The organism is Hydrogenophaga flava NBRC 102514, assembly GCF_001571145.1.
GTDB lineage: Bacteria > Pseudomonadota > Gammaproteobacteria > Burkholderiales > Burkholderiaceae_C > Hydrogenophaga > Hydrogenophaga flava.
The window spans coordinates 100,528-124,840 of the sequence record NZ_BCTF01000014.1 but is presented as its reverse complement, the minus strand read 5'-3'; the positions used below and the strand labels follow the sequence as shown (position 1 = coordinate 124,840).

General features: G+C 67.6%; 19 protein-coding genes and 2 pseudogenes. 4 read left to right on the top strand and 17 right to left on the bottom strand.

The annotated features are described in order from the left end of the window. Positions 1-34 precede the first annotated feature (34 nt). On the top strand, positions 35-904 hold the full coding sequence (locus HFL01S_RS13675) for an LOG family protein (protein ID WP_066259364.1): 870 nt from the start codon (positions 35-37) through the stop codon (positions 902-904). Positions 905-1,015: 111 nt separating this feature from the next. Here the strand turns inward: HFL01S_RS13675 and HFL01S_RS13670 are convergent, their stop codons facing one another. Genes HFL01S_RS13670 through HFL01S_RS13660 form a run of 3 tightly spaced genes read right to left on the bottom strand, consistent with a single transcriptional unit; the run spans position 1,016 to position 6,848 of the window. Beyond that, on the bottom strand, positions 1,016-2,386 hold the full coding sequence (locus tag HFL01S_RS13670) for an efflux transporter outer membrane subunit (protein WP_066259428.1): 1,371 nt from the start codon (positions 2,384-2,386) through the stop codon (positions 1,016-1,018). Continuing rightward, positions 2,379-5,531, bottom strand: coding sequence for an efflux RND transporter permease subunit (locus HFL01S_RS13665; RefSeq protein WP_066259363.1), 3,153 nt, complete (start codon positions 5,529-5,531; stop codon positions 2,379-2,381). The genes HFL01S_RS13670 and HFL01S_RS13665 overlap by 8 nt, the downstream gene beginning before the upstream one ends. A 12-nt stretch (positions 5,532-5,543) precedes the next feature. Next, positions 5,544-6,848, bottom strand: coding sequence for an efflux RND transporter periplasmic adaptor subunit (locus HFL01S_RS13660; RefSeq protein WP_084383300.1), 1,305 nt, complete (start codon positions 6,846-6,848; stop codon positions 5,544-5,546). A gap of 152 nt (positions 6,849-7,000) precedes the next feature. On the opposite strand from HFL01S_RS13660, the gene HFL01S_RS13655 reads away from it, so the two are divergent. Further along, positions 7,001-7,735 (top strand): TetR family transcriptional regulator, encoded by a 735-nt coding sequence (locus HFL01S_RS13655; RefSeq protein WP_218008630.1) that lies wholly within the window; start codon positions 7,001-7,003, stop codon positions 7,733-7,735. On the opposite strand, the pseudogene mnhG reads toward HFL01S_RS13655, so the two are convergent. The 9 genes and pseudogenes from mnhG to HFL01S_RS13610 form a co-directional block, all read right to left on the bottom strand. Next, positions 7,698-7,955: pseudogene (gene mnhG / locus HFL01S_RS25720) on the bottom strand (monovalent cation/H(+) antiporter subunit G); the annotation flags it as partial. The gene HFL01S_RS13655 and the pseudogene mnhG overlap by 38 nt on opposite strands. Before the next feature lie 4 nt (positions 7,956-7,959). Next, entirely contained in the window at positions 7,960-8,235 is a 276-nt protein-coding gene (locus tag HFL01S_RS13645) for a K+/H+ antiporter subunit F (protein WP_066259356.1), read from the bottom strand. Next, complete coding sequence (locus tag HFL01S_RS13640) at positions 8,232-8,759, bottom strand: Na+/H+ antiporter subunit E (RefSeq protein WP_066259353.1); 528 nt, start codon at positions 8,757-8,759, stop codon at positions 8,232-8,234. Before HFL01S_RS13640 ends, HFL01S_RS13645 begins: the two co-directional genes overlap by 4 nt. Next, positions 8,756-10,387, bottom strand: coding sequence for a monovalent cation/H+ antiporter subunit D (locus HFL01S_RS13635; RefSeq protein WP_084383299.1), 1,632 nt, complete (start codon positions 10,385-10,387; stop codon positions 8,756-8,758). The genes HFL01S_RS13640 and HFL01S_RS13635 overlap by 4 nt, the downstream gene beginning before the upstream one ends. Then, positions 10,384-10,722, bottom strand: coding sequence for a Na+/H+ antiporter subunit C (locus HFL01S_RS13630; RefSeq protein ID WP_218008631.1), 339 nt, complete (start codon positions 10,720-10,722; stop codon positions 10,384-10,386). Before HFL01S_RS13630 ends, HFL01S_RS13635 begins: the two co-directional genes overlap by 4 nt. A 2-nt stretch (positions 10,723-10,724) precedes the next feature. Continuing rightward, positions 10,725-13,553, bottom strand: coding sequence for a monovalent cation/H+ antiporter subunit A (locus HFL01S_RS13625; protein ID WP_066259349.1), 2,829 nt, complete (start codon positions 13,551-13,553; stop codon positions 10,725-10,727). A 74-nt stretch (positions 13,554-13,627) separates the two neighbouring features. After that, positions 13,628-14,738, bottom strand: a pseudogene (locus HFL01S_RS13620) (MFS transporter). 62 nt (positions 14,739-14,800) lie between these two features. After that, positions 14,801-16,189 carry a DNA recombination protein RmuC gene (locus HFL01S_RS13615; RefSeq protein WP_066259348.1) on the bottom strand — a complete coding sequence of 463 codons (1,389 nt, stop codon included), beginning with the start codon at positions 16,187-16,189 and terminating at the stop codon, positions 14,801-14,803. A gap of 19 nt (positions 16,190-16,208) precedes the next feature. Further along, entirely contained in the window at positions 16,209-17,621 is a 1,413-nt protein-coding gene (locus tag HFL01S_RS13610) for a sodium:proton antiporter (RefSeq protein ID WP_066259345.1), read from the bottom strand. A gap of 112 nt (positions 17,622-17,733) precedes the next feature. Between HFL01S_RS13610 and HFL01S_RS13605 the strand changes: the two genes are divergently transcribed. Next, positions 17,734-18,204 carry a RidA family protein gene (locus HFL01S_RS13605; protein ID WP_066259343.1) on the top strand — a complete coding sequence of 157 codons (471 nt, stop codon included), beginning with the start codon at positions 17,734-17,736 and terminating at the stop codon, positions 18,202-18,204. Between the two features lie 56 nt (positions 18,205-18,260). Here the strand turns inward: HFL01S_RS13605 and HFL01S_RS13600 are convergent, their stop codons facing one another. The 3 genes from HFL01S_RS13600 to HFL01S_RS13590 are packed head-to-tail and all read right to left on the bottom strand — an operon-like array spanning position 18,261 to position 21,753. Further along, positions 18,261-18,926, bottom strand: coding sequence for a methyltransferase domain-containing protein (locus HFL01S_RS13600; protein ID WP_066259340.1), 666 nt, complete (start codon positions 18,924-18,926; stop codon positions 18,261-18,263). Between the two features lie 19 nt (positions 18,927-18,945). After that, positions 18,946-20,232: an ArnT family glycosyltransferase gene (locus tag HFL01S_RS13595; RefSeq protein WP_084383298.1), complete on the bottom strand. Its 1,287-nt coding sequence runs from the start codon at positions 20,230-20,232 to the stop codon at positions 18,946-18,948. 48 nt (positions 20,233-20,280) lie between these two features. After that, positions 20,281-21,753: a UbiA family prenyltransferase gene (locus tag HFL01S_RS13590; RefSeq protein ID WP_066259332.1), complete on the bottom strand. Its 1,473-nt coding sequence runs from the start codon at positions 21,751-21,753 to the stop codon at positions 20,281-20,283. A gap of 63 nt (positions 21,754-21,816) precedes the next feature. Here HFL01S_RS13590 and HFL01S_RS13585 point away from each other — a divergent pair, with 63 nt between their 5' ends. Continuing rightward, on the top strand, positions 21,817-22,191 hold the full coding sequence (locus tag HFL01S_RS13585) for an EamA family transporter (RefSeq protein WP_245644812.1): 375 nt from the start codon (positions 21,817-21,819) through the stop codon (positions 22,189-22,191). Between the two features lie 93 nt (positions 22,192-22,284). Here HFL01S_RS13585 and HFL01S_RS13580 read toward each other — a convergent pair whose 3' ends face one another. Both HFL01S_RS13580 and HFL01S_RS13575 read right to left on the bottom strand, forming a co-directional pair. After that, positions 22,285-22,827 (bottom strand): phasin family protein, encoded by a 543-nt coding sequence (locus tag HFL01S_RS13580; RefSeq protein ID WP_066259330.1) that lies wholly within the window; start codon positions 22,825-22,827, stop codon positions 22,285-22,287. Between the two features lie 187 nt (positions 22,828-23,014). Beyond that, entirely contained in the window at positions 23,015-24,307 is a 1,293-nt protein-coding gene (locus HFL01S_RS13575; protein WP_066259325.1) for a type III PLP-dependent enzyme domain-containing protein, read from the bottom strand. Between the last annotated feature and the right edge of the window lie 6 nt (positions 24,308-24,313).

Here is a 24,313-nt window from a genome sequence, read left to right as displayed (position 1 = left end):
ATCAGAATGTGACCCGCACCACAAGGAATCCGACATGGAACAGCACCAGTACCTGAACGAGCGCCGCATCGCCGACGCATGGGCCGACCTTCAGGCCCACGCCAACAGCGGCAACACCCTGCAGGCCGATGCCTACCGCCTGGCCTTTGCAGACCCCGAATTCCTGCTGCGCCGCGAAACGCGCGGCATCCGCTTCCAGCTCGAACTGCTCAAGCCCGACCTGGCGCAACACGACCTGGGCATCGAGAACACCATCGTGGTGTTTGGCAGCGCGCGCGTGCGCGAGCCTGCGGAGGCCCAGGAGCAGCTCGAACTGGCCGAGGCCAGCGGCGATGCGCGTGCCATCGCCAAGGCGCGTGCGCTGTTGCGCAACGCCCACTTCTATGACCGAGCACGCGATTTCGCCCGCATCGTGGCGCGCTACAGCGCCCGCTGCCCGAAGGAAGACCAGCTGTTCATCTGCACCGGCGGCGGCCCCGGCATCATGGAAGCGGCCAACCGCGGTGCCCACGACGAGCAGGCCCCCAACGTCGGCCTGAACATCGCCCTGCCACACGAGCAGTCGGGCAACCGCTTCATCTCACCCGAACTGAGCTTCAAGTTCCACTACTTCGCGCTGCGCAAGATGCACTTCATGATGCGTGCGAAGGCGTTGGTGGCCTTCCCGGGCGGCTTCGGCACACTCGACGAACTGTTCGAAGTCATCACCCTGGTGCAATGCAAGAAGGCCAAACCAGTGCCCATCGTGCTGTTCGGCAGCGACTACTGGAAGCGCCTGATCCACTTCGACGTGCTGGTCGAGGAAGGAATGATTTCGCCCGAAGACGTGGACCTGTTCAAGCTGGTCGACGACCCTCAGGCGGCCTGGGACCACATCGCCCAGTTCTACGCCTTGAAAACCTGACCCCCCTGCGCCGCTGCGCGGCTTCCCCCCCAGGGGGACCCCACCTGCGGCCCGGCAAAGCCGGTTCCGCGGTGGGTGCTGGATCAGGCACTTCGCGCCGGAACTGCCTGATCAATAGCCCCCGCCCAGGGCCTTGTAGAGGGCGACCTGGTTCTGCTGCTGCGCCAGCCGTGTCTGCGCCAGCGCCTGCTGAGTGGCAAACAACGAGCGCTGTGCGTCCAGCACATCGAGATAGCTCGCCACGCCATTGCGGTAGCGCAGTTCGGCCAGGCGGAAACGGTCGGTTTCGGCTTGCGCCTGTGCCTCCTGGGCCGCCAGCTGTTCGCCCAGCGTGGCGCGCCCGGCCAGGGCATCGGCCACCTCGCGGAACGCGGTCTGGATGGCCTTCTCGTACTGGGCGATGGCGATGTCCCGCGCGGCCTTGGCCGAGTCCAGGTTGGCCTGGTTGCGCCCCATGTCGAAGATCGGCAACAGGGCCTGAGGCGCCAGCGAGAAGCCCCAGGACCCGTCCTTGAACAGACCCGAGAGCTCGGTGCTGACGGTGCCGATGCCGGCGGTCAGCGAGATGCGCGGGAAGAAGGCGGCCCGTGCAGCGCCGATGTTGGCGTTGGCAGCGACCATCTGCTGTTCGGCCTGCCGGATGTCGGCGCGGCGGGTCAGCAGTTCCGACGGCAGGCCCTCGGGCACGGGCTGGAACGGCGCCACGTCGCCCGCACCGGGCAGCAGGTTCGCCGGCACCTCCTGCCCCACCAGCAGGGTCAGGGCATTGAGGTCTTGCGCGATCGTCCGGCGCTGTTGCGCCAGCGTTGCGCGCGCCGCCGCGGTCAGGGACTCCGCCTGGCGCAGGTCCAGCGCGGACGCGGCACCGTTGTCAAAGCGAAGCTTGGTCAGCCGCAGCGAATCCTCGCGCGTGGCCAGGGTGCGCTGGGTCAGCGCCAGCAGCGCCTCATCGGTCTGCAGGCTGAGCCAGCCGCTGGCCACCGAGGCGACCAGGCTGGTCTGCACCGCGCGCTGAGCTTCCTCGCTGGCGAGGAACTGGGCTAGCGCGGCGTCCTTCAGGCTGGCCACACGGCCGAAGAAGTCCAGCTCCCAGCTGGCCATGGCCAGGCCCGCCGTGTAGGTGCTGCTGATGTCACCGCTGGCGGTGGGCTGGCGGTTGCCGGCCACCGAGGCGTTGACGGTTGGCACCTGGTCGGCGCGGCGCACCTGGTATTGCGCGCGCACCTGCTCGATGTTCAGCGTCGCCACGCGCAGGTCGCGGTTGTTCTTCAGGGCCAGCGCCACCAGCTCGCGCAGGCGGGCGTCGGTGATGAAGCTCTCCCAGGCCTGCACCGGGCCACTGGCCGTGACCGAGGCCGGCTGTCCCGGGAAGGTGGCCGGGACAGGGGCTGCGGGACGCTCCAGCGTGGGCGTCATCGAGCAGCCGGCGATCAGGGCTGCTGCCGCCAGCGCGCCCAGGGAAAAGAAACGGGTGTCAGACATGGTGTACCCCATGGTGTTGGGCCTCGGACTCGTGCAGGCGCTGCTGGCGCTCGCTGTCCTTGAAGAAGGTGCGGACCAGCACGAAGAAGATCGGAACGAAGACCACCGCGAGCACCGTGCCGGTCAGCATGCCGCCGATCACGCCGGTGCCGATGGCGCGCTGGCTGGCCGAGCCGGCCCCGCTGGCCAGGAACAGCGGCAGCACGCCCAGGGTGAAGGCCATCGAGGTCATCACGATCGGACGGAAGCGCATGTGCGCCGCCGCCAGCGCGGCCTGGATCACGTTGTGGCCCTGGGCCTGCATGTCCTTGGCGAACTCGATGATCAGGATAGCGTTCTTGGCCGACAGACCGATGATGGTGATCAGACCCACCTGGAAGTAGACGTCGTTGGCGTAACCGCGCAGCAGCGTCGCCAGCAGCACGCCCAGCACGCCCAGCGGCACCACCAGGATCACGGCCATGGGGATCGACCAGCTCTCGTACAGCGCGGCCAGGCAGAGGAACACGGCCAGGATGGCGAAGGCGTAGAGGATCATGGCCTGCGAGCCGGCGAGCTTTTCCTCCCGCGACTGGCCGGTCCATTCGAAGCCGAAGCCCTGTGGCAGCTTGGCCGCCAGCGCCTCCATCTCGGCCATGGCCTGGCCGGTGCTCACGCCCGGCGCGGCGCTGCCGCTGATGCGCATGGCGGGGTAGCCGTTGTAGCGCACGGTCTGCATCGGGCCGGTGATCCAGTGGGTGCTGGCAAAAGCCGACAGCGGCACGGCCTGGCCCTTGTTGTTGAGCACGTTGATGCGCAGCAGGTCTTCAGGCTGCATGCGGGCCGTGGCATCGGCCTGCACCACCACGCGCTGCAGGCGCCCAGCGTTGGGGAAGTCGTTGACGTAGCTGGAGCCCAGCGCGGTGCCGATGGCGGCGCTGACGCTGTCAAAGCCCACGCCCAGCGCGTTGGCGCGGTCGCGGTCGATGTCGATCTGCAGCTGCGGCGCGTCTTCCAGGCCATCCGGCCGCACCTGGGTCAGCAGCTTGCTCTGCGAGGCCATGCCCAGCATCTGGTTGCGCGCAGCCACCAGCGCATCGCGGCCCAGGCCAGCGCGGTCCTGCAGGCGGAAGCTGAAGCCCGAGGACGCACCCAGCTCGGGGATGGGGGGCGGGCTCAGCGGGAAGATGAAGGCGTCGCGGATGCCCGACAGCGCACCGAAGGCGCGGCCGGCGATGGACTGCGCGTCGCTGCCCGGCGCCGTGCGCTCGGCCCAGTCCTTGAGCGTCACGAAGGCAAGCGCGGCGTTCTGGCCCTGGCCGGAGAAGCTGAAGCCCAGCACGCTGACCATGCTCTGCACTTCCGGCTGCTGCAGCACGAAGCCTTCGACCTGCGTCATCACGTCCAGCGTGCGCTCCTGCGTCGCACCTGGCGGCAGCTGCACGTTCACCAGCATCGTGCCCTGGTCTTCGTTGGGCAGGAAGGAGCCCGGCAGGCGCTGATAGATCACCGCCACCGCCGCGACGATGGCGACATAGATCAGCATGGTGCGGCCGGCGCGCGGCAGCAGGCGCGAGACACCGGCTTCGTAGCGCTTGGCGGTGCGTGAGAAGCTGCGGTTGAACCAGCCGAAGAAGCCTTTCTTCTCGTGGTGGTGCCCGGCCTCGACCGGCTTGAGCAGCGTGGCGCACAGCGCGGGCGTGAGCGACAGCGCCATGAAGGCCGAAAAGGCGATGGACACCCCCATCACCGCCGCGAACTGGCGGTAGATGTTGCCCACCGAGCCACTGAAAAAGGCCAGCGGCACGAACACCGAGATCAGCACCACAGTCACGCCGATGATGGCGCCCGAGATCTGGCCCATGGCCTTGCGCGTGGCCTCCAGCGGTGGCAGGCCTTCTTCGCTCATGATGCGCTCGACGTTCTCCACCACCACGATGGCGTCGTCCACCACGATGCCGATCACCAGCACCATGCCGAACATGGTCAGCACGTTGATCGAGAAGCCCATGGTCAGCAGCGCGGCGAAGGTGCCGAGCAGCGCCACCGGCACCACCACCGTGGGAATCAGCGTGTAGCGCCAGTTCTGCAGGAACACCAGCATCACCAGGAACACCAGGGCGACGGCCTCCAGAAGGGTCTTGGCCACTTCCTGGATCGAGATCTTCACGAACTTGGAGCTGTCGTAGGGAATGGTCCAGCTCATGCCCTTGGGGAAGAACTTCTCAAGCTCGGTCATGCGGGCACGCACGGCTTCCGCGGTGGCCAGCGCATTGCCGCTGGGCGCCAGCTGCACGCCGATGCCGGTGGAGGGCTTGCCGTTCAGGCGCGCCGAGGTGGCGTAGGCCTGGGCACCAAGCTCGATGCGGGCCACGTCCTTCAGGCGCACGGTCGCGCCGTCGCTGCTGGCGCGCAGCACGATGTTGCCGAACTGCTCGACGCTGGCGAGCTGGCCGTTGACCACCACGGTGGCCGCGATGCTCTGGCCCGCCACGTTGGGCAGCGCGCCGATTTCACCGGCCGAGACCTGGGCGTTCTGCGCGCGGATGGCGTTGGTCACGTCGGCCGCGCTGAGGTTGAAGCCCAGCAGCTTGGTCGGGTCGATCCAGATGCGCATGGCGCGTTCGGTGCCGAACAGCTGGGCCTGGCCCACGCCGGGCAGGCGCTGAATTTCAGGCACCACACTGCGCGAGGCGTAGTCGCCCAGGGCCACCGGGTCCAGGGCGGGGTCGTCGCTGGTCAGGATCGCGAACAGCAGGAAGTTGTTGCGCGACTTGTCGACGCGCACACCCTGCTGCGTCACGGCCGCGGGCAGGCGGGGCGTGGCGCGCGAGAGCCGGTTCTGCACATCCACCTGCGCCAGGTCGGCGTTGGTGCCGGGCTCAAAGCTCAGCGTGATGCTGCCGGTGCCGTTGGCCTGGGCCACGGCTTCCATGTAGATCAGGCCCGGCGAGCCGTTCATTTCCTGTTCGATGACGGACAACACGCTGTCTTCCAGCGTCTTGGCCGACGCACCTGGGTAGGTGGCGTTGATGACGATGGACGGCGGTGCCACCGGCGGGTACTGCGCAATCGGCAGCTGGGTGATGGACACCGCGCCCGCCACCATGATGAAGAGCGCGATCACCCACGCGAAGATGGGGCGCTCGATGAAGAATTTCGCCATGTCGGGCGCTCCTTACTTGGCGGGTTCCGCGGCGGGCTTGGCCTCGGCAGCGGGCTTGGCATCCGCCGCCGGAGCGGCCGGGGCGGCAGTGGCAGGCTGGCTGCCCGGCGGCGCCCAGGGCACGGCCTTGACCGGGGTGCCCGGGGGCATCATCTGCAGCTTCTGGAAGCCGTCGACCATGACCTGTTCGCCGGCCTTCAGGCCATCGAGCACGACCCAGCGGCCACCCTGCTGCCCGCCCACCTTGACAGGGCGCTTCTCGATCTTGCCGTCCGCGCCGACCACCGACACCGAGTCGCCCTGCGCCGTGCGCGTCACTGCCTGCTGCGGCAGCGTGATGGCATCACCGGCCACTGCCTGCTCCAGCCGCACGCGCACATACAGGCCCGGCAGCAGCATGCCGCCCGGGTTGGGCACCTCGGCGCGCAGCGTCACCTGCCCGGTGGCGGCATCGACCGTCAGGTCGGAGAACAGCAGCTTGCCTGGCTTGGCGTGTTCGCTGCCATCGTCGAGCACCACGCGGACCGCCGCTGCACCCTCGCCAGCGCCCTTGAGCTGCCCGGCCTCCATGGCGCGCTTCAGGCGCATGGCCTCGGTGGCCGACTGGGTGAAGTTGACGTACAGCGGGTCGACCTGCTGGATCACCGCCAACGCGGTCGCCTCGCCCTGCCCGACCAGCGCACCTTCGGTCACCAGCGCGCGGCCGATGCGGCCCGAGATGGGCGCGGTCACGCTGGCGTAGTTCAGGTTGATGCCGGCGGTCTGCACGGCGGCCTTGGCTGCGGCCACATCGGCCTCGGCCGCCTTCTGGGCGGCCACGGCGTTGGTGTATTCCTGCTGGCTGATCGCGTTCTCGGCCACCAGCGGCTTGTAGCGCTCGGCCACCGCGGTGGTGCTGGCCAGGTTCGCCTGGGCGCGGGCCAGGCTGGCCTGGGCGCTCTGCAGCGTGGCCTGGTAGGGCGCAGCATCGATGCGGAACAGCGCCTGACCGGCCTTCACATCGCTGCCTTCCTTGAACAGGCGCTGCTGCAGGATGCCGGCCGCGCGGGCCCGCACCTGTGCCACGCGCGAGGCCTCCAGCCGGCCTGGCAGCTCGGTCTGCAGACCGACATCGCCGGGCTGCACGGTGACCACGCCCACTTCCGGCGCGGGCATGCCCCCTCCCGGTGCGCCGCCACCGGCGGGCGGTGCGTCGGCCTTGCCGCAGGCGGCCAGCGCCGCCACCAGAGGCAGCAGCAGGAAGGTCTGGCGCAGACGCGCGCCGGAGAATGAGCGCGCCGCGGGCGGCGTCGGAGAAACAGGGGTGGAAGCGGGCATGAAGAACCTCATGGGCGGCAGATGAAGACAGAACCTGAACGGACACGCCATCCTGCGCAAAGCGCATGCCAGCGTTACCGAAGGGGTCGCAGTATACATACAGACACGAATGTATGTATATTCGTGGGGTCTCTTTCTTTGTGAACACAGCCATGGTCCGCCGCACCAAAGCCGACGCCGAAGCCACCCGCACCGCCCTGCTCGATGCCGCCGAACAGCTGTTCCAGGCCAACGGGGTCTCGCGCACCTCGCTGCAGGAGATCGCGAGCGCGGCCGGCACCACGCGTGGTGCCATCTACTGGCACTTCAAGGACAAGGCCGACCTGTTCAACGCCATGATGGACCGCGTGACACTGCCCCTGGAGCAGTCGACCTGCGCCGCCCGGGCAATGGAAGCGCCGCTGCAGCAGGTGCGAACGTCGGTGCTGACGGCTCTGCACAAGACCGCCACCGACGAACAGGCGCGCCGCGTGTTCGAAATCGCCACCCAGCAGGTCGAGTACAACGGCGAGATGCTGGCCGTGCGCGAGCGCAAGCTGCGCTGGCGCGACGAATACCTGGTCTACCTCGCCCAGCAGTTCGAGGCCGCGGCTGCCGAAGTGCACTGGCGGCTGCCGATCCCGTCGTGCAGCGCGGCGCTGGGCCTCAAGGCCATCCTCACCGGCTTGCTCGACGACTGGCTGCTCGACCCGCGCGATTTCGACCTGGTCCAGGTTGGCACCCAGGTGATGGACAGCTACCTGGAGGGGCTGGGCTTCAGCGCCCTGGAGGCACCGAAGGCGGCAGATCCTCGGGCTCCTCTGCACGCGAAGGCAACCGAAGATGCAGCGCCGCCTGCGCCAGCAGGTTCGCCGACACCGGCGCGGTCACGAAAACGAACAGCGTGATCAGCAGCTCGGCAAGGCCAGGCCGCCCCTGCGCCCAGCCCAGAAGCAGCGAGGCCAGCAGCACCCCGCCCACGCCCAGGGTGGACGACTTGGTGGGCGCATGCAGGCGCATGTAGAAGTCGGGCAGACGCACCATGCCGATGGCGCCCACCAGCAGGAAGAAGGCCCCGATCACGATCAGGATCGCGGCCGCCCATTCGATGATCGAGTTCAGTTCCATCGACTCACTCCACCACGTCGCCACGGTTGAGGTGGCGCGCCAGCGCCACCGTGCCCACAAACCCCAGCAGCGCCACGATCAGCGCAGCCTCGAACAGCAAAGGCGTCTGCCAGCGCAGACCCAGCAGCACCACCAGCGCCACCAGGCTCAGGTAGAGCGTGTCCAGCGCCAGCACGCGGTCGGCGATGGTAGGGCCGCGCAGCAGTCGCCAGCCGCACAGCAGCAGGGTCAGGGTGACGGCGCCAATGCCGATTGTCAGCGCGATATCCAGCACGTTCATGTGGCGCCCTCCCCGTCCAGCCGGAAGATCGTCATCAGCGACGCCTCGTAGCGCGCCTTCATGTCGGCCACCATGCCAGGCGCGTCGTCGCAGTTGAGCGCATGCACCCAAATGCAGTGCGCCGCTTCGTCCACCACCGCCGAGACGGTGCCCGGGGTCATGGTGATGATGCTGGCAAACAGCGCGTTCACGCGGTGGTGCTCACAGGCCAGCGGCACCCGCAGCCAGGCCGGCTGCGGTCGGCTCATGGACCCGAGCACCAGTCTGGCGACGGTGATGTTGGACACGACGATGTCCCACAGCACCACACAGGTCAGACGGATCGCGGCGCCCCAGCGGATCGGGCTGCCCACGTGCAGCAGGCCGCGCAGCAGCCGCGGCACGATCAGGCCGATCAGCAGGGCCGAGAGCAGGTGCACCGGCTCCAGGCTGCGCGAGAGCGCCAGCCAGCTGACGGCCAGCAGCAGGGACAGCACCGGGTGGTCGAACCAGCCGCCGCGGCGGTCGAGGGTGTCGGACTTCATGGCTGTTTCTCCTGGGCGGGTGCCGCGCGCTGGCCGTCGTAGGGGCGCGTGCTGGGCGGTGCGTCCGGCCCGAGCACGGCACGCACGTAGTCTGCGTTGACCGACAGCTGCGCCGCGGCCGCGTCGGTGTAGCGTTTGACCGGTGCGGCCAGCACGGCCAGCGCCACCGTCAGTGCCATGAAGGCCCAGACCGGCGCCCGCAGGTTCGCGCTGCTGCCGGGCGCGCCCTTGTCCACCGCCGGCTGCACGTGCCAGAACACGATGACGCCGGCGCGCGCCAGGCCGACGATGGTGAGGAAGCCCCCCCCCAGCACCACGCTCCACACCCAGGCCTGCGCCACCAGGCCGCTGCTGGCCTGCAGCACCATGAGCTTGCCCAGAAAGCCGGGCAGCGGCGGCAGGCCGGCGGCCGAGGCGGCGCCGAACAGCAGCATCACGCCCAGCAGCACCGGCTCGCGCACCGCGTGCGCCGGCTGCAGTTTGTCGATCGCCTCGCCGCGCTGCGCTGCGATGAGCTCCACTAGCAGGAACAGGCCCGCCACCACGATGGTGCTGTGCAGCGTGTAGTACAGCGCGGCAGACAAGGTCGCCGGACTGAACAGCCCCACCGCCGCCAGGATGGTGCCCACCGAGGACACGGTGAGGTAGGCCACCAGCCGGCCCAGGCTGTGCGCCGCCAGCGCGCCCAGCACACCCAGCGCGCTGGTGGCCAGGGCCAGCGGCAGCAGCCAGTCGGCAACGGCCAGCGCGGCGCCGCCGGCCTCGGCCCCGAACAGCTGCCAGTGCACCCGCACGATGCTGTAGACCCCCACCTTGGTCATGATCGCGAACAGCGCCGCCACCGGTGCGCTGGCCGCGGCGTAGGTGCCGGGCAGCCAGAAGTACAACGGCAGCATGGCGGCCTTGAGGCCGAGCACCACCAGCAGCACCAGCGCCGCGGCCTGCGCAAACAGCAGGGTGTCGCCCTGCAGCAGAGCCAGGCGCCGGCCCACGTCGGCCATGTTCAGCGTGCCGGTCGCGGCGTACACCAGCGACAGGCCGATCAGGAACAGGCCCGAGGCGACCAGGTTGAGCACCACGTAGTGCACGCCGATGCGAAAGCGCTCGCGCCCCTGGCCGTGCACCAGAAGCACATAGGACGCGATCAGCAGCACCTCGAAGAACACGAACAGGTTGAACAGGTCGCCGGTGAGGAAGGCGCCGCTCAGGCCCATCAGCTGGAACTGGAAGATGGCGTGGAAGTAGCGGCCGCGGCAATCCCAGCCGCTGGCGGCGTACCAGAGCACCGGCAGCGCGACCAGGTAGGTCAGCAGCACCATCAGGGCCGAGAGCCGGTCCACCACCATGACGATGCCGAACGGCGCCGGCCACTCGCCCAGGCGGTACACCAGCAGCTCGCCTTGCGCCGCGTGCTGCACCAGGCCCACGGCCATGAACAGGCCCAGCGCGGTGGACAGCAGCGCGATGCGGCGGCGCCAGCGCAGCGCAGCGTCGTCGTGCGCCCCGCCCTGCCCGGCCATGCCGCCGGCATCACCGATCAGCAGCAGCACCACCGCCGTCAGCATCGGCAGCACGACCGACAGCACAGGGGCGTGCTGCAGCCAGAGGTCAAAGATCGAACCCGTCATGCGCGCGGCCCTCCGGGCTCGTGGCCGTCCACATGGTCGCTGCCGCTTTCGTGGCGGCTGCGCAGCGCCAGTTCCACCACGAAGCCGGTGGTCGCAAAACCGATCACGATGGCGGTGAGCACCAGCGCCTGCGGCAGCGGGTCGGCCACCGGGCCCTCACCCACCAGCACCGGGGCCGAATTGGTCCACAGCCGGCCCATCAGAAAGATGAACACGTTGACCGCGTAACCGAACAGCGACAGGCCCAGCACGACCGGGAAGCTGCGCCCGCGCAGCATGAGGTAGATGCCGGTGGCGGTGACCATGCCCACGCCGGTGGCCAGCAGAAATTCCATGCTCATGAGAGCCTCCGTTGGGTGGCGGTGGCGGGCACCTCGCGCGAGGCCTGGCCCAGGACCGAGAGTGTCAGCAGCGTGCTGCCGACCACGGTGAGGTAAACGCCGAGGTCGAAGATGGCGGCGGTGGCCAGCGGCAGCTCGCCCAGCACCGGCACATGCGGATGGCCGAAGGCGCTGGTCAGGAAGGGGCGGCCCAGCGCAAAGGCGCCCACGCCGGTGAGGCCGGCAATGCCCAGGCCGGCGCCGATCCAGCGCACGAAACGGCGCCCGCCGCCGGCCCGCAGGAACTGCTCGGCCCGAGCCTGCCCCAGCGACATGAACTGCAGCACCAGCGCTACGGCGGTGATCAGACCGGCGATGAAGCCGCCACCCGGCAGGTTGTGGCCGCGCATGAAGATATAGAGGCTGAACACCAGCGCCAGCGGCAGCACCACCGACGCGGCCACGCGCAGCAGCAGCGGCTGCTGGGCAAAGGTCCAGGCGCGGCCCTCGGGGTCGGTGCCCGCACGGCGGGTGCGCAGGCCGTCCATGAGGGCCAGCACACCGATGGCGGCGATGCCCAGCACCGAGATCTCGCCCATGGTGTCGTAGCCGCGGAAGTCCACCAGGATCACGTTGACGACGTTCGAGCCGCCGCCCTTGGGCAGCGACTGTTCCAGGAAGAACCACGAGATCGAATCCTGATCGCGCGTGAGCACCAGCCAGGTGATGACCGACATGGCCGCGCCGCCCGCCAGCGCCAGCAGCGCGTGCAGGCCCTTGCGCAGGGCCGGCGTTTCCTTGGGGCTGGTCTGCGGCAGCAGGGCCAGGCCCATGAGCAGCAGCACGGTGGAGACGATGTCCACCGACAGCTGGGTCAGCGCCAGGTCGGGTGCCGAGAAGCCGAGGAAGGTGAGCGAGGCCGCCACGCCGACCACGCCCACCAGCACCACGGTCTGGAAACGCTGGTGGTGCGTGCGCACGATGGCGATGCAGGTCAGCAGCAGCAGCGCCCACATGGCCCAGGCCAGCGGCGTGGCCGGCATCTGCGGGCGCTCCCCGGTGCCGATGCCACTGCCCACAAAAGGCAATGCGCCCAGCACCAGCGCCGTCAGAAGCAGCCAGCCCACGTAGCGTTGCAGCGAGCCCGTCTCCAGCCGCGCCGTCAGCCGGCCCGAGAAGCCGAACAGGCGGTCGATCAGCCACTCGAAGATCGCGCGACCGGTGGCGGCGCCGAACCAGTCTTCGGAGCTGATGCGGTGCAGGCGCTTGCCCTTCGCCAGCCACAGGTACAGGCCCACGCCCACCGCCAGCGCGATGGCGCTCATGAGCAGGGGCAGGTTGAAGCCGTGCCAGATCGCCAGGTGGTACTCGGGCAGCGGCTGCCCAACCAGCGCCGTGGCGGCCACGTGCACCAGCGGCCCGAAGGTGAGCGCCGGCAGCAGGCCGACCACGATGCAGATCGTCACCAGCAGCATGGCCGGCAGCTTCATGCCCAGCGGGGGCTCGTGCGGATGATCGTTCGGCACGTCACCCAGTTCGCCGTTGAAATAGGTGTCGTGCACGAAGCGCAGCGAGTAGGCCACGCTGAACACACCCGCCAGCGTAACCAGCGCGGGCACCAGCCAGGCGTAGACACCGCTGATACCCACCACGGCTTCGGTGAAGAACATTTCCTTGGACAGGAAGCCGTTGGTCAGCGGCACGCCGGCCATGGATGCGGCCGCCACCATGGACAAGGTGGCCGTCCAGGGCATGAACTTCCACAGCCCGCCGAGCTGGCGCATGTCGCGCGAATGGGTCTCGTGGTCGACGATGCCGGCGATCATGAACAGCGAGGCCTTGAACGCCGCGTGGTTGAGCACGTGGAACACGGCGGCAACGGCCGCCAGCGGCGAGCCCAGACCGATCAGGAACACGATCAGGCCCAGGTGGCTGACGGTGGAGTACGCGAGCAAGCCCTTGAGGTCGTGTTTGAAGATCGCGATGAATGCCGCGAACAGCACCGTGGCCAGGCCGGCCGCGCTGACGATGGCCTCGAAATGCCCGGTGCCGGCCAGCACCGGGTACATGCGCATCAGCAGGAACACACCGGCCTTGACCATGGTGGCCGAGTGCAGGTAGGCCGAGACCGGTGTGGGCGCGGCCATGGCGTCGGGCAGCCAGAAGTGGAACGGGAACTGCGCGCTCTTGGTGAAGGCGCCCAGCAGGATCAACAGCAGCGCGGGCACGAAGCGCGGGTCGGCCTGGATGGCCGCCACGTTCGCCGCCATGGCGCTGAGTTCGTAGGTGCCGGCGATCTGCCCCAGCAGCACGAAACCGCCCAGCATGGCCAGCCCGCCACCACCCGTGACGGCCAGGGCCTGCCGCGCACCGGCGCGCGCGTCGGCACGGTGGCTCCAGAAGCCGATCAGCAGGAAGGACGAGATGCTGGTCAGCTCCCAGAACACCACCAGCAGCAGCAGGTTGTCCGACAGCACCACGCCCAGCATGGCTGCCATGAACAGCATCATGAAGCTGAAGAACTTGCCAGCCGAGTCCTCAGGCGCGAGGTAGTAAGCCGCGTACAGCACGATCAACAGGCCGATGAACAGGATCAGCCCGGCGAACATCAGCGACAGGCCGTCGAGCCGGAAGCTCAGCTGCAGCCCGATCTCGGGCACCCAGGGCCAGGCGTTCATCACCGTCTGCCCGGCGAACACCTGGGGCGCCAGCGACAGCAACAAGGCGAGCGCCGACGCAGTGACCAGACCGGCGGCCAGGGCGGTGAGAGTGCGGGACTTTGAACCGAGCCAGGCGGTGGACACGGTCCCGAGCAGCAGAGGCAGCAAGACAATCAACAAGAGCACGGTGCTTCCTTCGGGTGAGCGCGCATTCTAGGGAGCACCACCCGCCCCGCGAGTTCCCGGGGACATACCCGGACTCAGTCGAGCCGCTGCGGCGGGGGTGCCGACCGGCGCATGCGCCACGCCAGCCGGGACCCAGCCCCCACCGCGAAGCCCACCGTCCAGAACACGCCGCTCACGCCCACCAGCACCCCCGCCGACCCGAACAGCAGCGGCATCACCACGCTGGAACCGTTGATGGCCATGGAGCGCAGGCCCAGCGCCTCGCCGTGCCGGTGTTTCGGGGTGATCTGGTGCAAGGTGCTCATCACCATGGGCTGCACCGAGCCCAGGGCCAGGCCCAGCAGCACCGACAGCAGCCCCATCAGCCAGGCGGTGTGCACCAGCGGGTAGAGAGCGAACAGCCCGGCCGTGCTGACCATGGCGATACCGATGACCGTGCCTTCGTGCAGCCGCGACGCGAGCCAGGGCATGACGACGCGGATGGCCGTGGCCGCCAGCGCGAAGGCCCCGAGGATGGTGCCGATCACCGTGGCCGAGAGCCCGCGCTCGTGGCCCAGTACCGGCACCAGGAAGGTGTGCACGTCCCAGCACGAAGCCAGCAGCCAGTTCATCAGCATCAGGTGGCGGAACGGCCGGTCCCGCAGCAGGTCCCAGGACGACTGCCGGCGCGGCGCTTCACCCGTGTCGGGCGCGGGGTGGTCGGGCACGCGCCGCACCCACCACCAGGCCAGCGACGGCAGCAAGGCCAGCAACAGGTAGGCAGCGCGAAAGCCAGAGGCGTCGATCAGCAGCCCCGCGAGAAAAGGCCCGAGGAAATTGGAAATGGACGGCCCGACTGCCACCCAGCTGAACACCTGGCGCAGCTCGGTGGCGTCGCTCGCCATGTGGCCCACGTGGCGCTGCAGCGCGATCATGGCCAGGCAAACCGCCGCGCCGCTGGTCAGCGCCGTGGCACACAACACACCGAAGTGCGGCCAGGCCACCGAACACAGCCCCCCCGGTGGTCGCCACCACGCTCGCGAGCACGAAGGGCCGCTGCAGGCCATGGCGCTCGGCGTAGCGCCCCGCAGGCAGGGCCAGGAACACCTGGGCCAGCGCGAACAGGGCCAGCAACACACCCACCGCGGCGGCGCTGTACCCCTCGCGCAGCGCCATGAGCGGCGCGGCCATGCGGAAACCCGTCATGCAGGCGTGCACGCAGATCTGCGCGCCGATCAGGCGGACCAGGGCGGTGCGGGTGCCGGGCCTCAAGCCGCATCGCCGTCGCCGGCGTCCAGCGGCAGCAGCGATTGCGCGCGCTCCTGCGGCAGGGCCTCAACGGTCTTGAGCGCGCGACCCATGGCGCGGCTGCGCACCTCGGCCGCGTCCAGGGTGTTGAGCACGGTCTGGGTCTGGTTCTTCACCTTGGCCAGCACCTCACCGAACTTGCCGAACTCGGTCTTGACCGCGCCCAGCACCTGCCAGACCTCGGAGCTGCGCTTTTCCAGCGCCAGCGTGCGAAAGCCCATCTGCAGCGCGTTGAGCATGGCCATCAGTGTGGTCGGGCCGGTGAGCGTGACGCGGTGATCGCGCTGCAGCGCCTCCATCAGGCCTGGCCTGCGCAGCACCTCGGCGTACAGGCCCTCGGTGGGCAGGAACAGGATGGCGAAATCGGTGGTGTGCGGCGGCTCCAGGTACTTCTCGGCGATGGACTTCGCTTCGAGCCGGATGCGCTGCTCCAGCCCGCGCGCGGCCAGTTCGGCGCCCTCGGCGTCGGCGCGCTGTTGCGCGTCCAGCAGGCGCTCGTAGTCTTCGTTCGGGAATTTGGCGTCGATGGGCAGCCAGCAGGGCGCGCCGTCGTCACCGCGCCCGGGCAGGCGGATCGCGAAGTCCACCATGTTGCGGCTGCCCGGCCGCGTCGCCACCTGTGCCGCGTACTGCTCGGGCGAGAACACCTGCTCCAGCAACGCGCCCAGCTGCGCCTCGCCGAACATGCCGCGGGTCTTCACATTGCTCAGCAGGTGCTTGAGGTCGCCCACGCCCTGCGCCAGGGTCTGCATCTCGCCCAGGCCTTTGTGCACCTGTTCCAGCCGCTCGGCCACCTGCTTGAAGCTCTCGCCAAGGCGCTGCTCCAGCGTGGCGTGCAGCTTCTCGTCCACCGTGGCGCGCATCTCGTCGAGCTTGGCGGCGTTGCTGGTCTGCAGCTGGGCGAGCTGGGTTTCCAGCGTCGCTCGCACCTCGGACAGGCGGCGCGCATTGGCCTCGCTCAGGTCCTGCAGCTGGCGCGTCAGCGTGTCGCCCAGGGTGCCGCGCAGCTGCACCAGTTGCTGCGCGAAAGCGTCGATCTGCGCGTTCTGCGTGCGGGTGGTTTCTGCGCCCTGGCGCACCAGCGTGTCCTGGAACGTCGCCAGCGATTGCTGGATCTCCAGCCGGCCGGTGCGGGCGTTGTCGCCGACCTCGCGGCGCAGCTCGCTCTCCACCCGTTCGATGCGCTGCTCGGTGGCCCGGCCCTGCTGCTGCAGCACGGCCAGCAGCTGCGCGCGTTGCGCCGCCTCCTCGGCGTTGACCGGCGGCTGGCGCAACAGCAGCCACAACATACAAAGGGCGTTGACCACGCCCAGAGCCACCAAGATCCAGATCAGCAGTCCATCGGTCATCCGCGCATCGTACCGTTGCTCACGCGAAGAACAGCCAGGTCATCAGCGCGAACAGGGGCACCAGGATGCCCACCGACCAGGCCATGTAGCCGAAGAAGCTGGGCATCTTCACGCCGCGGTCTTCGGCGATGGCCTTGACCATCAGGTTGGGCGCGTTGCCGATGTAGCTGTTGGCGCCCATGAACACCGCGCCGGCCGAAATCGCCACCAGCGTCGGCGCCAGCGTGGTCATCAGCACCTGCGCGTCGCCTCCGGCGGTGTTGAAGAACACCAGGTAGGTGGGCGCGTTGTCGAGGAAGGAACTCAGGAGGCCCGTGGCCCAGAAGTACATGGCCGGGTTGGGCGAACCGTCGGGGTTGGTGACCGCACTCACGACGGCGCCGAACGGACCGTCCACGCCCGCCTTGAGCATGGCGATGACCGGGATGATGGTCAGGAAGATGCCGGCGAACAGCTTGGCCACCTCCTGCATCGGTCCCCAGCTGAACTGGTTGTCGGCGTGCACGCTGCCGGGCGTGAGCTGCAGCGAGGCCACGGTGATCGCGATCAGTCCCAGGTCGCGCACGATACCGGGGAGGCCGACTTCGGTACCCGCGATGTCGAACACCACGTCGGACTTCCACAGACCGCTCATCAGCACCAGGCCGACCACACCGGCCAGCAACAGGAAGTTCACGCCACCGTCGAAGCCGAATCGGCGGTCGTCCGGGGTCGGATCGGCAGGACGGACCTCTTCCCGCTTGTGGTAGTACCACCAGTCCAGCGCGTAGAACAGCACCAGCAGGGTGCCGACCAGGAACAGCGTTTCCGGAAAGATGTGGGTCAGGGTCCAGCTGAACTCGACACCCTTGAGGAAGCCCAGGAACAGCGGCGGATCGCCCAGCGGCGTGAGGGAACCGCCGGCGTTCGAGACGATGAAGATGAAGAACACCACCACGTGCACCACGTGCTTGCGGTTGTCGTTGGCGCGGATCAGCGGGCGGATCAGCAGCATCGAGGCGCCCGTCGTGCCCATGAAGCTCGCCAGCACCGCGCCAATGGCAAGGATGCCGGTGTTCAACCCGGGACTGCCGTGCAGGTTGCCCTTGATGTAGATGCCGCCGGCCACGGTGAACAGGGCAGTCAGCAGGATGATGAAAGGGATGTACTCGGCCAGCAGCGCGTGCGCCACGCCAGCACCCGCTGCGCCGAAACCGAACACCAGGGCGAACGGCAGCAGGAACGCCAGCGCCCAGGCCGCCGATACCTTGCCGAAATGGTGGTGCCAGAAGATCGGGGCCACCAGCGGAATGATGGCAATAGAGAGCAGGATGCCCGCAAACGGAACGCCCCACAGCACCGACAGCTGCGAGCCGTCCATATCGGCTGCCAGCGCCAGCGACGGCAACAATGCCAGGGCAGCAGCGACCCAACGCGCGGTTCGTAATTTCATGGTGTTTGTCTCCTCGTAACCCTCGATTATTTCCGGAGCGGCTGAAGAACGGCTGACACCCCCCTCGATAGAATGCCCCGCTGACCCCAACACACACCTTCTGGAGCCTTCAATGAGCGTCTACGACAAGCTGAACCAGCTCGCCATCACCCTGCCCCCCGTGGCCATCCCTGCGGCGGCCTACGTGCCGTTCGTGCAGACCGGCAACCTGATCTTCCTCAGCGGCCACATTGCCAAGAAGGACGGCAAGCCATGGGTGGGTCAGCTGGGCCTGACCATGACCACCGACGAGGGCAAGGCGGCCGCACGCGCCATCGCCATCGACCTCATGGGCACCCTCGCCGCGGCCTGCCTGGCCGTAGGCAAGACGCTGGACGACGTCAAGCGCATCGTCAAGGTCATGAGCCTGGTCAACAGCACCGGCACCTTCACCGAACAGCACCTGGTCACCAACGGCTGCAGCGAGCTGCTGGGCGAGGTGTTCGGTCCCCAGGTGGGCGCGCATGCCCGCAGTGCCTTCGGCGTCGCCCAGATTCCTCTGGGTGCCTGTGTCGAGATCGAACTGATCGCCGAGCTGGCGTAAAACAACTCATGCGGCGTCGCCGGCCCGGCGGCGCCATGCCTGCGCGGAAGGTGGGCTCAGGGCTTGTCCAGCACCAGGAGCCAGTGCCCGTACCAGAGCGTGTTGAAGCGGTCGCGCCGGCTCACCCGCATGCCGTTGCCCACGGCCCAGGCTTCCACCTGGTCGGAGTCGACATGCTCGACCCACTGGCGCGCCATCACGAGATCGTGCATCTGGTTGGCGGCAGCGCGCCAGCGCGGCCGCACCACCATGTCCTTGACGATCAGGCGCCCCCCCGCCGGCACCACGTCACAAAGAGCTGCCACAAACGCCGCCTTGTGCTGATCAGGCACGTGGTGAAGCACATCGACGACCGTCACCACCTCATGTCCCAGGTTCGGAATGCCCTGTTCGATGGTGCGGTGTTCGAACGCGACCACCGAGGAGAGCCGATGGTCGCTGGCCACCTGGCTGGCCACCGCCACGGCAGGCGCCGCCACGTCGAACCCATGTCCCCGGCGAATCCGGCCGAGACGGGCCAGCAGGTTCAGCAGCAATCCGTTTCCACAACCCACATCCAGCACCGCGGACTGGGGCGGAACTTCGTGGATCACCTCATGCAGGGGACAGATGTGCGAGCGGTACTCCTGCATCAAACGCACCTTGGCACTGGGCACGCCCGCGTACAGAGGAACGGCCAGCCGCTGGATGGCTGTGGGAGTCAGGGTGTTCTGGATGGACATGGATCGGATGCGTGGCGGGTCACTGGGGAGACGGGCGGGTTGCGGCAGCCGACCATCCCTGTCGCCAGGCGGCCAGTTGCAGAAGACCCAGGGCGGCCAGAATGGCCCACTGCCCGGCAAACGCCAGGTGATACCGCTCCTGGGAGACCACGACCATGTGGATGGCTGTGAAATACAGAATGCTCAGCGTGATCGGCGAGAACAGGGTCGACACGAAACCGGTTCTGCGCAGCGACGACCACAGGCCCACCACCACCAGCAGACAGATCAGCCCCCAGGTCGCCTGCGTGAGGCGTTTGAGCCGTGGCTCCCACGCTTCACCGAACACCTCGCGGATACCTGGCGAGTTCCAGCCCACCCCCACCGACTCGTTGGTATAGAGGATCAGCAGCTTCTTGACCGCTCGCGCGGCAAAGGCCGCCGGGTCCTGAAGGATGTACGCCCTCGCCTCCTGCCCGAGCACCCTCGCCCGCTCGTTCTCGGGCAGGTGGCTGTAGTGTTTTGGCGTCGACATGTAGCGCCCGTCGGTGCCCGGGGTGTTGCCCATCCAGAGCGTAATACCGCCATTGCTGGAAATGAGCATCGGTTCACCATAGAGCTGGTGGTTGCGCCATGTCCAGGGTGCGACCACCACGGCCATGGCGATGCCGGCCAGAACCACGCATCGGATCTGCTCAAGCAGCACGGTTCGCTCCATACGACTTGTCAGCACCAGTCCGCCGGCATACACCAGCGGGAGCAGCAGCGCCTGCGGACGCACGAGCGCGGCAAAGCCCAGCACCAGCCCGGCCAGCAGCGCCCTGGTGGTCCGTCCGAACCTGGGAGCAGTCCACAGATCGAGAGCGAGCAAGGTCAGGAACAGGAAGGGCAGCTCGCTCGCCAGAATCGTCGGATACATGACCAGCGTGGGCCAGACGGCCAGCACCAGCGCACTCAAAACGGCCACGTTCTGCCCCCAGAAACGGGCGGCCAGTCTCGCCGTCACCCAGATGATGCCGAGGGACAGCGCAATGTTCATGGCCACGATGGGTTCGTACCGGATGCCAAACAGCGCAAACAGCGAGGCATGCAGGAAGGTGGTACCGGGCGGCCAGAAAGAGGTGGGGTGATCCGCCTCCCAGCCGAACGTGCCGTGCTGCACCAGGGTGCGGGCAAACGCGTCGTAGGCCTCACCATCGGAGCTGGGAATGACCGGCACCCACCAGGCCCAGATCAGGCGCAGCGACAACGCCAGAAAGGTCACAAGCCACAAGGACCTTGTCCATTGCAGCTCTCCGGGCCCGGCATCGGTAGGACGGTTGTTCATGCTGAGGTGAAGCGAAGAAAGGTTCAACTGACCAGATGTGGATCAGACTCAGAGCTGCAACAGGGTGGCGCCCGTCAGGATCAGGGCCACCACGGCACCAGTGGCCCAGGTTTCAGGATCGGTGGCGGCAAAGAAGATGGGATCTTCGTCCATATACCCCCGCGCTGTGACCACCCACAGGCGGGTGACCCACAGCAGCATCAGGGGAGCGATCAGCCACAGTATCTCGGGGGAGCGGTACAGCTGCGACACCTCGGTGCTGTGGATATACAGGGCCAGCACCAGGACAGACAGGTAGCCGCTGGCTGCGCCCAGGCTCTGCAGCACAACCACATCCTCCGTCGCGTACTCCCTGCCCCGCAGCTTTCCCTGGGTCACGCCGGTGGCGATCTCCTTCTTTCGCACTTCCACCAGCTCTGCCACCCGCTTGACCAGCGCCAGGGAGAGAAAGATGAACATCGAGAACGCAAGCAACCAGAAAGACAAGCTGATGCCGGTCGCCAGTGCGCCCGCGATGATCCGAAGCGTGTACAGGCCTGCGAGCACGATCACGTCCAGGCTGGCCACCCGCTTGAGCCACAGGGAATACAACAGGGTGGTCACAAGGTAGGTGCCCAGGGCCAGCTGGAACCCCACGGGAAGCAGCCACGCCAACCCCAGGCCGGATGCCATCAGTACCACAACGGCGACCAGACCGGCACGGACATCCAGGGTTCCGGCGGCAAAGGGCCGGTTCTTCTTTTTGTGGTGGTGCCGGTCGGCCTCCAGGTCCAGCAGATCGTTGATGAGGTAGGTCGCCGATGCGCAGGCACCAAAGCAGAGGAACGCGAGCGTCACGGCACCCAGGGCCTGCGCGTTCAGCACCTCATGGGCGGTGATGATGGGCACCAGCAGCAGCAGGTTCTTGAGCCATTGCTGCAGGCGGATGGCCTTCAGCCAGGTTTTCCATCGACCAGCGGTGTTCGGAATGTCCCGGTGCGGGATGCCCATGCCGGCCACCTGACGCACGATCGAACGGGGTGCATTCACCGTGACAGCCGCACCGGATTTTTGCCAGACGGCCAGGTCCACCCGCCCGTTGGCGACGTACTCGAACCGGCCTGGACCAAACCGATCCTCCAGCACCGCCGCCTTGTTCGCACCGATCAGATTGACGGTCTCTGAGGTCGCCAACACCGAATCAAACAGGGAAAGGTGCTCCGCCACCTGCCTGGCCAGCGACTCATGGCTGCCCGTCACCAGCATCACCGGCCGCCCCTGCCGCCTGGCCTTGTCGATCAGATCGAGCACGTCGGTGTGGTAGGGCAGCACTGTCACATCAAGCCGCCCGGCCTGTACCAGGCGGTGCTTCAGGTAGCTCCGCCCCCGCAACAACCAGAGCGGCAGAAAGAAGATCAGCAAGGGCTGCCGCTTCAGTGCGGCCAGCAGCGATTCGAACGTCAGATCCGTGCGAATCAGCGTTCCATCCAGGTCGACACACAGGGGATGAGCGACCGACGTACCAGCCGGATTGAGCGTCATGGCGGGAGTATATTCGGCGATTCTTGATTCTTTTTTGTTATCCCACAGCAGGATGACCCCTCCGTGAACCGATCAACGCTGCTGCTCATCGTGGCCAATGTGGCCATGACCTCCCTGGCGCAAATCGTGCTCAAAACCGGCATGAGTGCTCCCGAAGTGGCTCGCGCGCTGGCCGCTGGCGTTCGTCTGCCAGCCCTGGTGACGGTGCTGTTTCATCCGTGGGTGGTTGTGGGCCTGGGCCTGTATGCGGGCGCAGCCCTGGTCTGGCTCCTGGTCCTGTCCAGGGTCGATGTGAGCTTGGCCTATCCATTTGTCGGCCTGGGATTTGTGGTGACGATGGTCCTGGCCTGGGCGTTCCTCGGCGAAGCCGTCACCCCCATGCGCATGGCGGGCACCTTGCTGATCGCCGCCGGCATCGTGGTGCTGGCAAGAACCTGAGCCTCATCTGCAGCCGCCATGAAAAAGAGGCTCACCAGGGAGCCTCTTTTTCTTTCATGACCGCGGCCCAAGGCCGTGCCGATCAGGGTCCGGTCAGACCTTGGCGGCCTTCTTGGCCAGATCGGTCGCCTGCTTGGAAGCTGCAGCGAAGTTGGCCTGCGCCTGGGTGGTGGCCTTCTTGATCGCGGCCTGGGTCTGTTCAACAGCCTTCTGGCCGTTGCTCAGAGCGCTCTGGAAAGCGGCCACGGCGGCTTCGGAACCGGCCGGGGCGTTCTTCACCAGCTGGTCCACCGAGGCGCCAACGGCCTTCTGGGCTTCGGCCAGGTTGGCTTCGAATTGCTTCACGAACTCGGCACTGCCTTCGGTGGCGATGCTCTGCACATGCTGGAAGTAGGCGGCGGACTTCTCGGCCAGGGGCTGGAAGAAGCCGGTCTGCAGGGTCATGAACTCCTGCGGGGTCTTGACGGCCAGCACGGCCTGGGCGTAGCCGAAGGACTCGCCCAGAGCGGCCTTGGAAGCGGCCAGGTTGAGTTCGACCAGCTTTTCCACGCCGGCGAAGGCCTTGGTGGTGGCGCCTTCAAGGGCTTCCAGGTTGGCTTTGTTGGCGGAAATGATCTGTTCTGCAGCGTTGTTCATGTCGGTTCCTTGAGATGAAGGGTTGAAACAGCCGCCAGGAAAACATACATCGGGTTGATGAATGTTGCAGTGCAGCATGGCGCAATTCTAAGGTCAAACCCTGAGTTGGCAAGTCGTTTTTGCTGCATTGCAGCAAAAATAGGGAGGCATGCCAAAACCCGCGGGCAGCCTGTGGATCGCCGGGCCGTCAGAACCAGGTGGTGACAGCGTCCACGACACTGTAGGCGTCGTCCACCACCGGCAGCCAGCGCCATTTGTCGAAGGTGGTGCAGGGGTGGGAGATGCCGCTGCCCACCGTCTCGCCCAGACAGGGCCACTCGCCCGCCGGAGCAGAGGGGTCGAAGCGCAGGTAGGCGTGCTGGTCGTTGAGCGCGTCGATGCGCCAGTGGGCTGGCACCGCTTGCGGTGCCCTGCCCTGCCCTGCAGCCCGAGAACCCACGCGCCAGACGGGCACTGGCAGGTCGAGGTCGTAGGCCACGTCGCGCTTGCCCATCGACAGCAGCGCCAGGCCCGGCTCGGGCTGGCTCTGCACACAGGCCAGCACCTCCAGCGCGGGCTTCAAGGTCTCGCGCAGGTTCAGGCGTTCGCCCACGCAACACAGATAGCGCGTGTAGCGCTGGTGGTCGTGTGTGAGGTAACACCCCGAGCGCAGCACACCCCGCACCGGACGGCCCAGGTCGGGAGTCAGGCGTTCCGCCACCAGGTCGAAGATGGCCGAGCCACCCGCCGTGAGGATGACTTCCTCGTGTGCGAACCAGTTCTGGGCAATGGCCTCACGCGCGATGGCGTCCACCCGGTCCATCAGGCCCTGCACCGTGGCGCGGTCTTTGGCGTGGTCGCAGTACGCGGTCGTACCTTCGTAGCACTCGATACCCACAAGCTGCAGCACCGGACTGGCGGCGATGCGCATGGCGGTCTGCCGCGCCTCCCCGGCCGTGCGGGTGCCGGTGCGTTGACCGGCAATGCCCAGTTCCAGCAGCACCTCGAAGCGGCCCTGGAACGAACGGTCGTGGGCCCAGGCCTCGATGGCGTCCACCTGCCCGACCGAGTCGACCAGGAACATCGAACGCAGGCCTGGTCGCTCCGCGTGCAACAGCGCCAGCGCGTCCAGCTCGGCGCGCTGAATCACCTGGTTGGCGATCAGCAGCACCGGCACGCCGTGGCGCGCGCCAACGGCCGCCTGGAACACGGTGGCAAAGCTGATGCCCCAGGCCCCGGCGTCGAGCTGCATCTGCCACAGCTCGGGCGACATGCTGGTCTTGCCATGTGGCGCCAGGTACAGGCCGCGCTGCGCGCAGAAGTCGCGCATCCAGTGCAGGTTGTGCTGCAGGACCGACTGTTTGAGCACGGCCAGCGGCAGGGCCAGGTCGCCGCGCAGCAGATTCCAGCCTTGTGACGGGATCTGCGCCCGCGTGAGCGGTGAGCTGCCCGTGGGGAAGCCTTTGAGGTGGGGGCCGAAGACGGTGTCAGGGGTTGTCATGGGGGG

Coding starts and splice junctions, on each gene's coding strand:
- HFL01S_RS13580 (WP_066259330.1), bottom strand. CDS start 22,827: ATGAACAACGCTGCAGAACAGATCATTTCCGCCAACAAAGCCAACCTG.
- HFL01S_RS13600 (WP_066259340.1), bottom strand. CDS start 18,926: ATGTCCATCCAGAACACCCTGACTCCCACAGCCATCCAGCGGCTGGCC.
- HFL01S_RS13670 (WP_066259428.1), bottom strand. CDS start 2,386: ATGTCTGACACCCGTTTCTTTTCCCTGGGCGCGCTGGCGGCAGCAGCC.
- HFL01S_RS13605 (WP_066259343.1), top strand. CDS start 17,734: ATGAGCGTCTACGACAAGCTGAACCAGCTCGCCATCACCCTGCCCCCC.
- HFL01S_RS13645 (WP_066259356.1), bottom strand. CDS start 8,235: ATGAACGTGCTGGATATCGCGCTGACAATCGGCATTGGCGCCGTCACC.
- HFL01S_RS13655 (WP_218008630.1), top strand. CDS start 7,001: ATGGTCCGCCGCACCAAAGCCGACGCCGAAGCCACCCGCACCGCCCTG.
- HFL01S_RS13590 (WP_066259332.1), bottom strand. CDS start 21,753: ATGACGCTCAATCCGGCTGGTACGTCGGTCGCTCATCCCCTGTGTGTC.
- HFL01S_RS13615 (WP_066259348.1), bottom strand. CDS start 16,189: ATGACCGATGGACTGCTGATCTGGATCTTGGTGGCTCTGGGCGTGGTC.
- HFL01S_RS13665 (WP_066259363.1), bottom strand. CDS start 5,531: ATGGCGAAATTCTTCATCGAGCGCCCCATCTTCGCGTGGGTGATCGCG.
- HFL01S_RS13610 (WP_066259345.1), bottom strand. CDS start 17,621: ATGAAATTACGAACCGCGCGTTGGGTCGCTGCTGCCCTGGCATTGTTG.
- HFL01S_RS13630 (WP_218008631.1), bottom strand. CDS start 10,722: ATGGAATTTCTGCTGGCCACCGGCGTGGGCATGGTCACCGCCACCGGC.
- HFL01S_RS13640 (WP_066259353.1), bottom strand. CDS start 8,759: ATGAAGTCCGACACCCTCGACCGCCGCGGCGGCTGGTTCGACCACCCG.
- HFL01S_RS13675 (WP_066259364.1), top strand. CDS start 35: ATGGAACAGCACCAGTACCTGAACGAGCGCCGCATCGCCGACGCATGG.
- HFL01S_RS13660 (WP_084383300.1), bottom strand. CDS start 6,848: ATGCCCGCTTCCACCCCTGTTTCTCCGACGCCGCCCGCGGCGCGCTCA.
- HFL01S_RS13595 (WP_084383298.1), bottom strand. CDS start 20,232: ATGAACAACCGTCCTACCGATGCCGGGCCCGGAGAGCTGCAATGGACA.
- HFL01S_RS13635 (WP_084383299.1), bottom strand. CDS start 10,387: ATGACGGGTTCGATCTTTGACCTCTGGCTGCAGCACGCCCCTGTGCTG.
- HFL01S_RS13575 (WP_066259325.1), bottom strand. CDS start 24,307: ATGACAACCCCTGACACCGTCTTCGGCCCCCACCTCAAAGGCTTCCCC.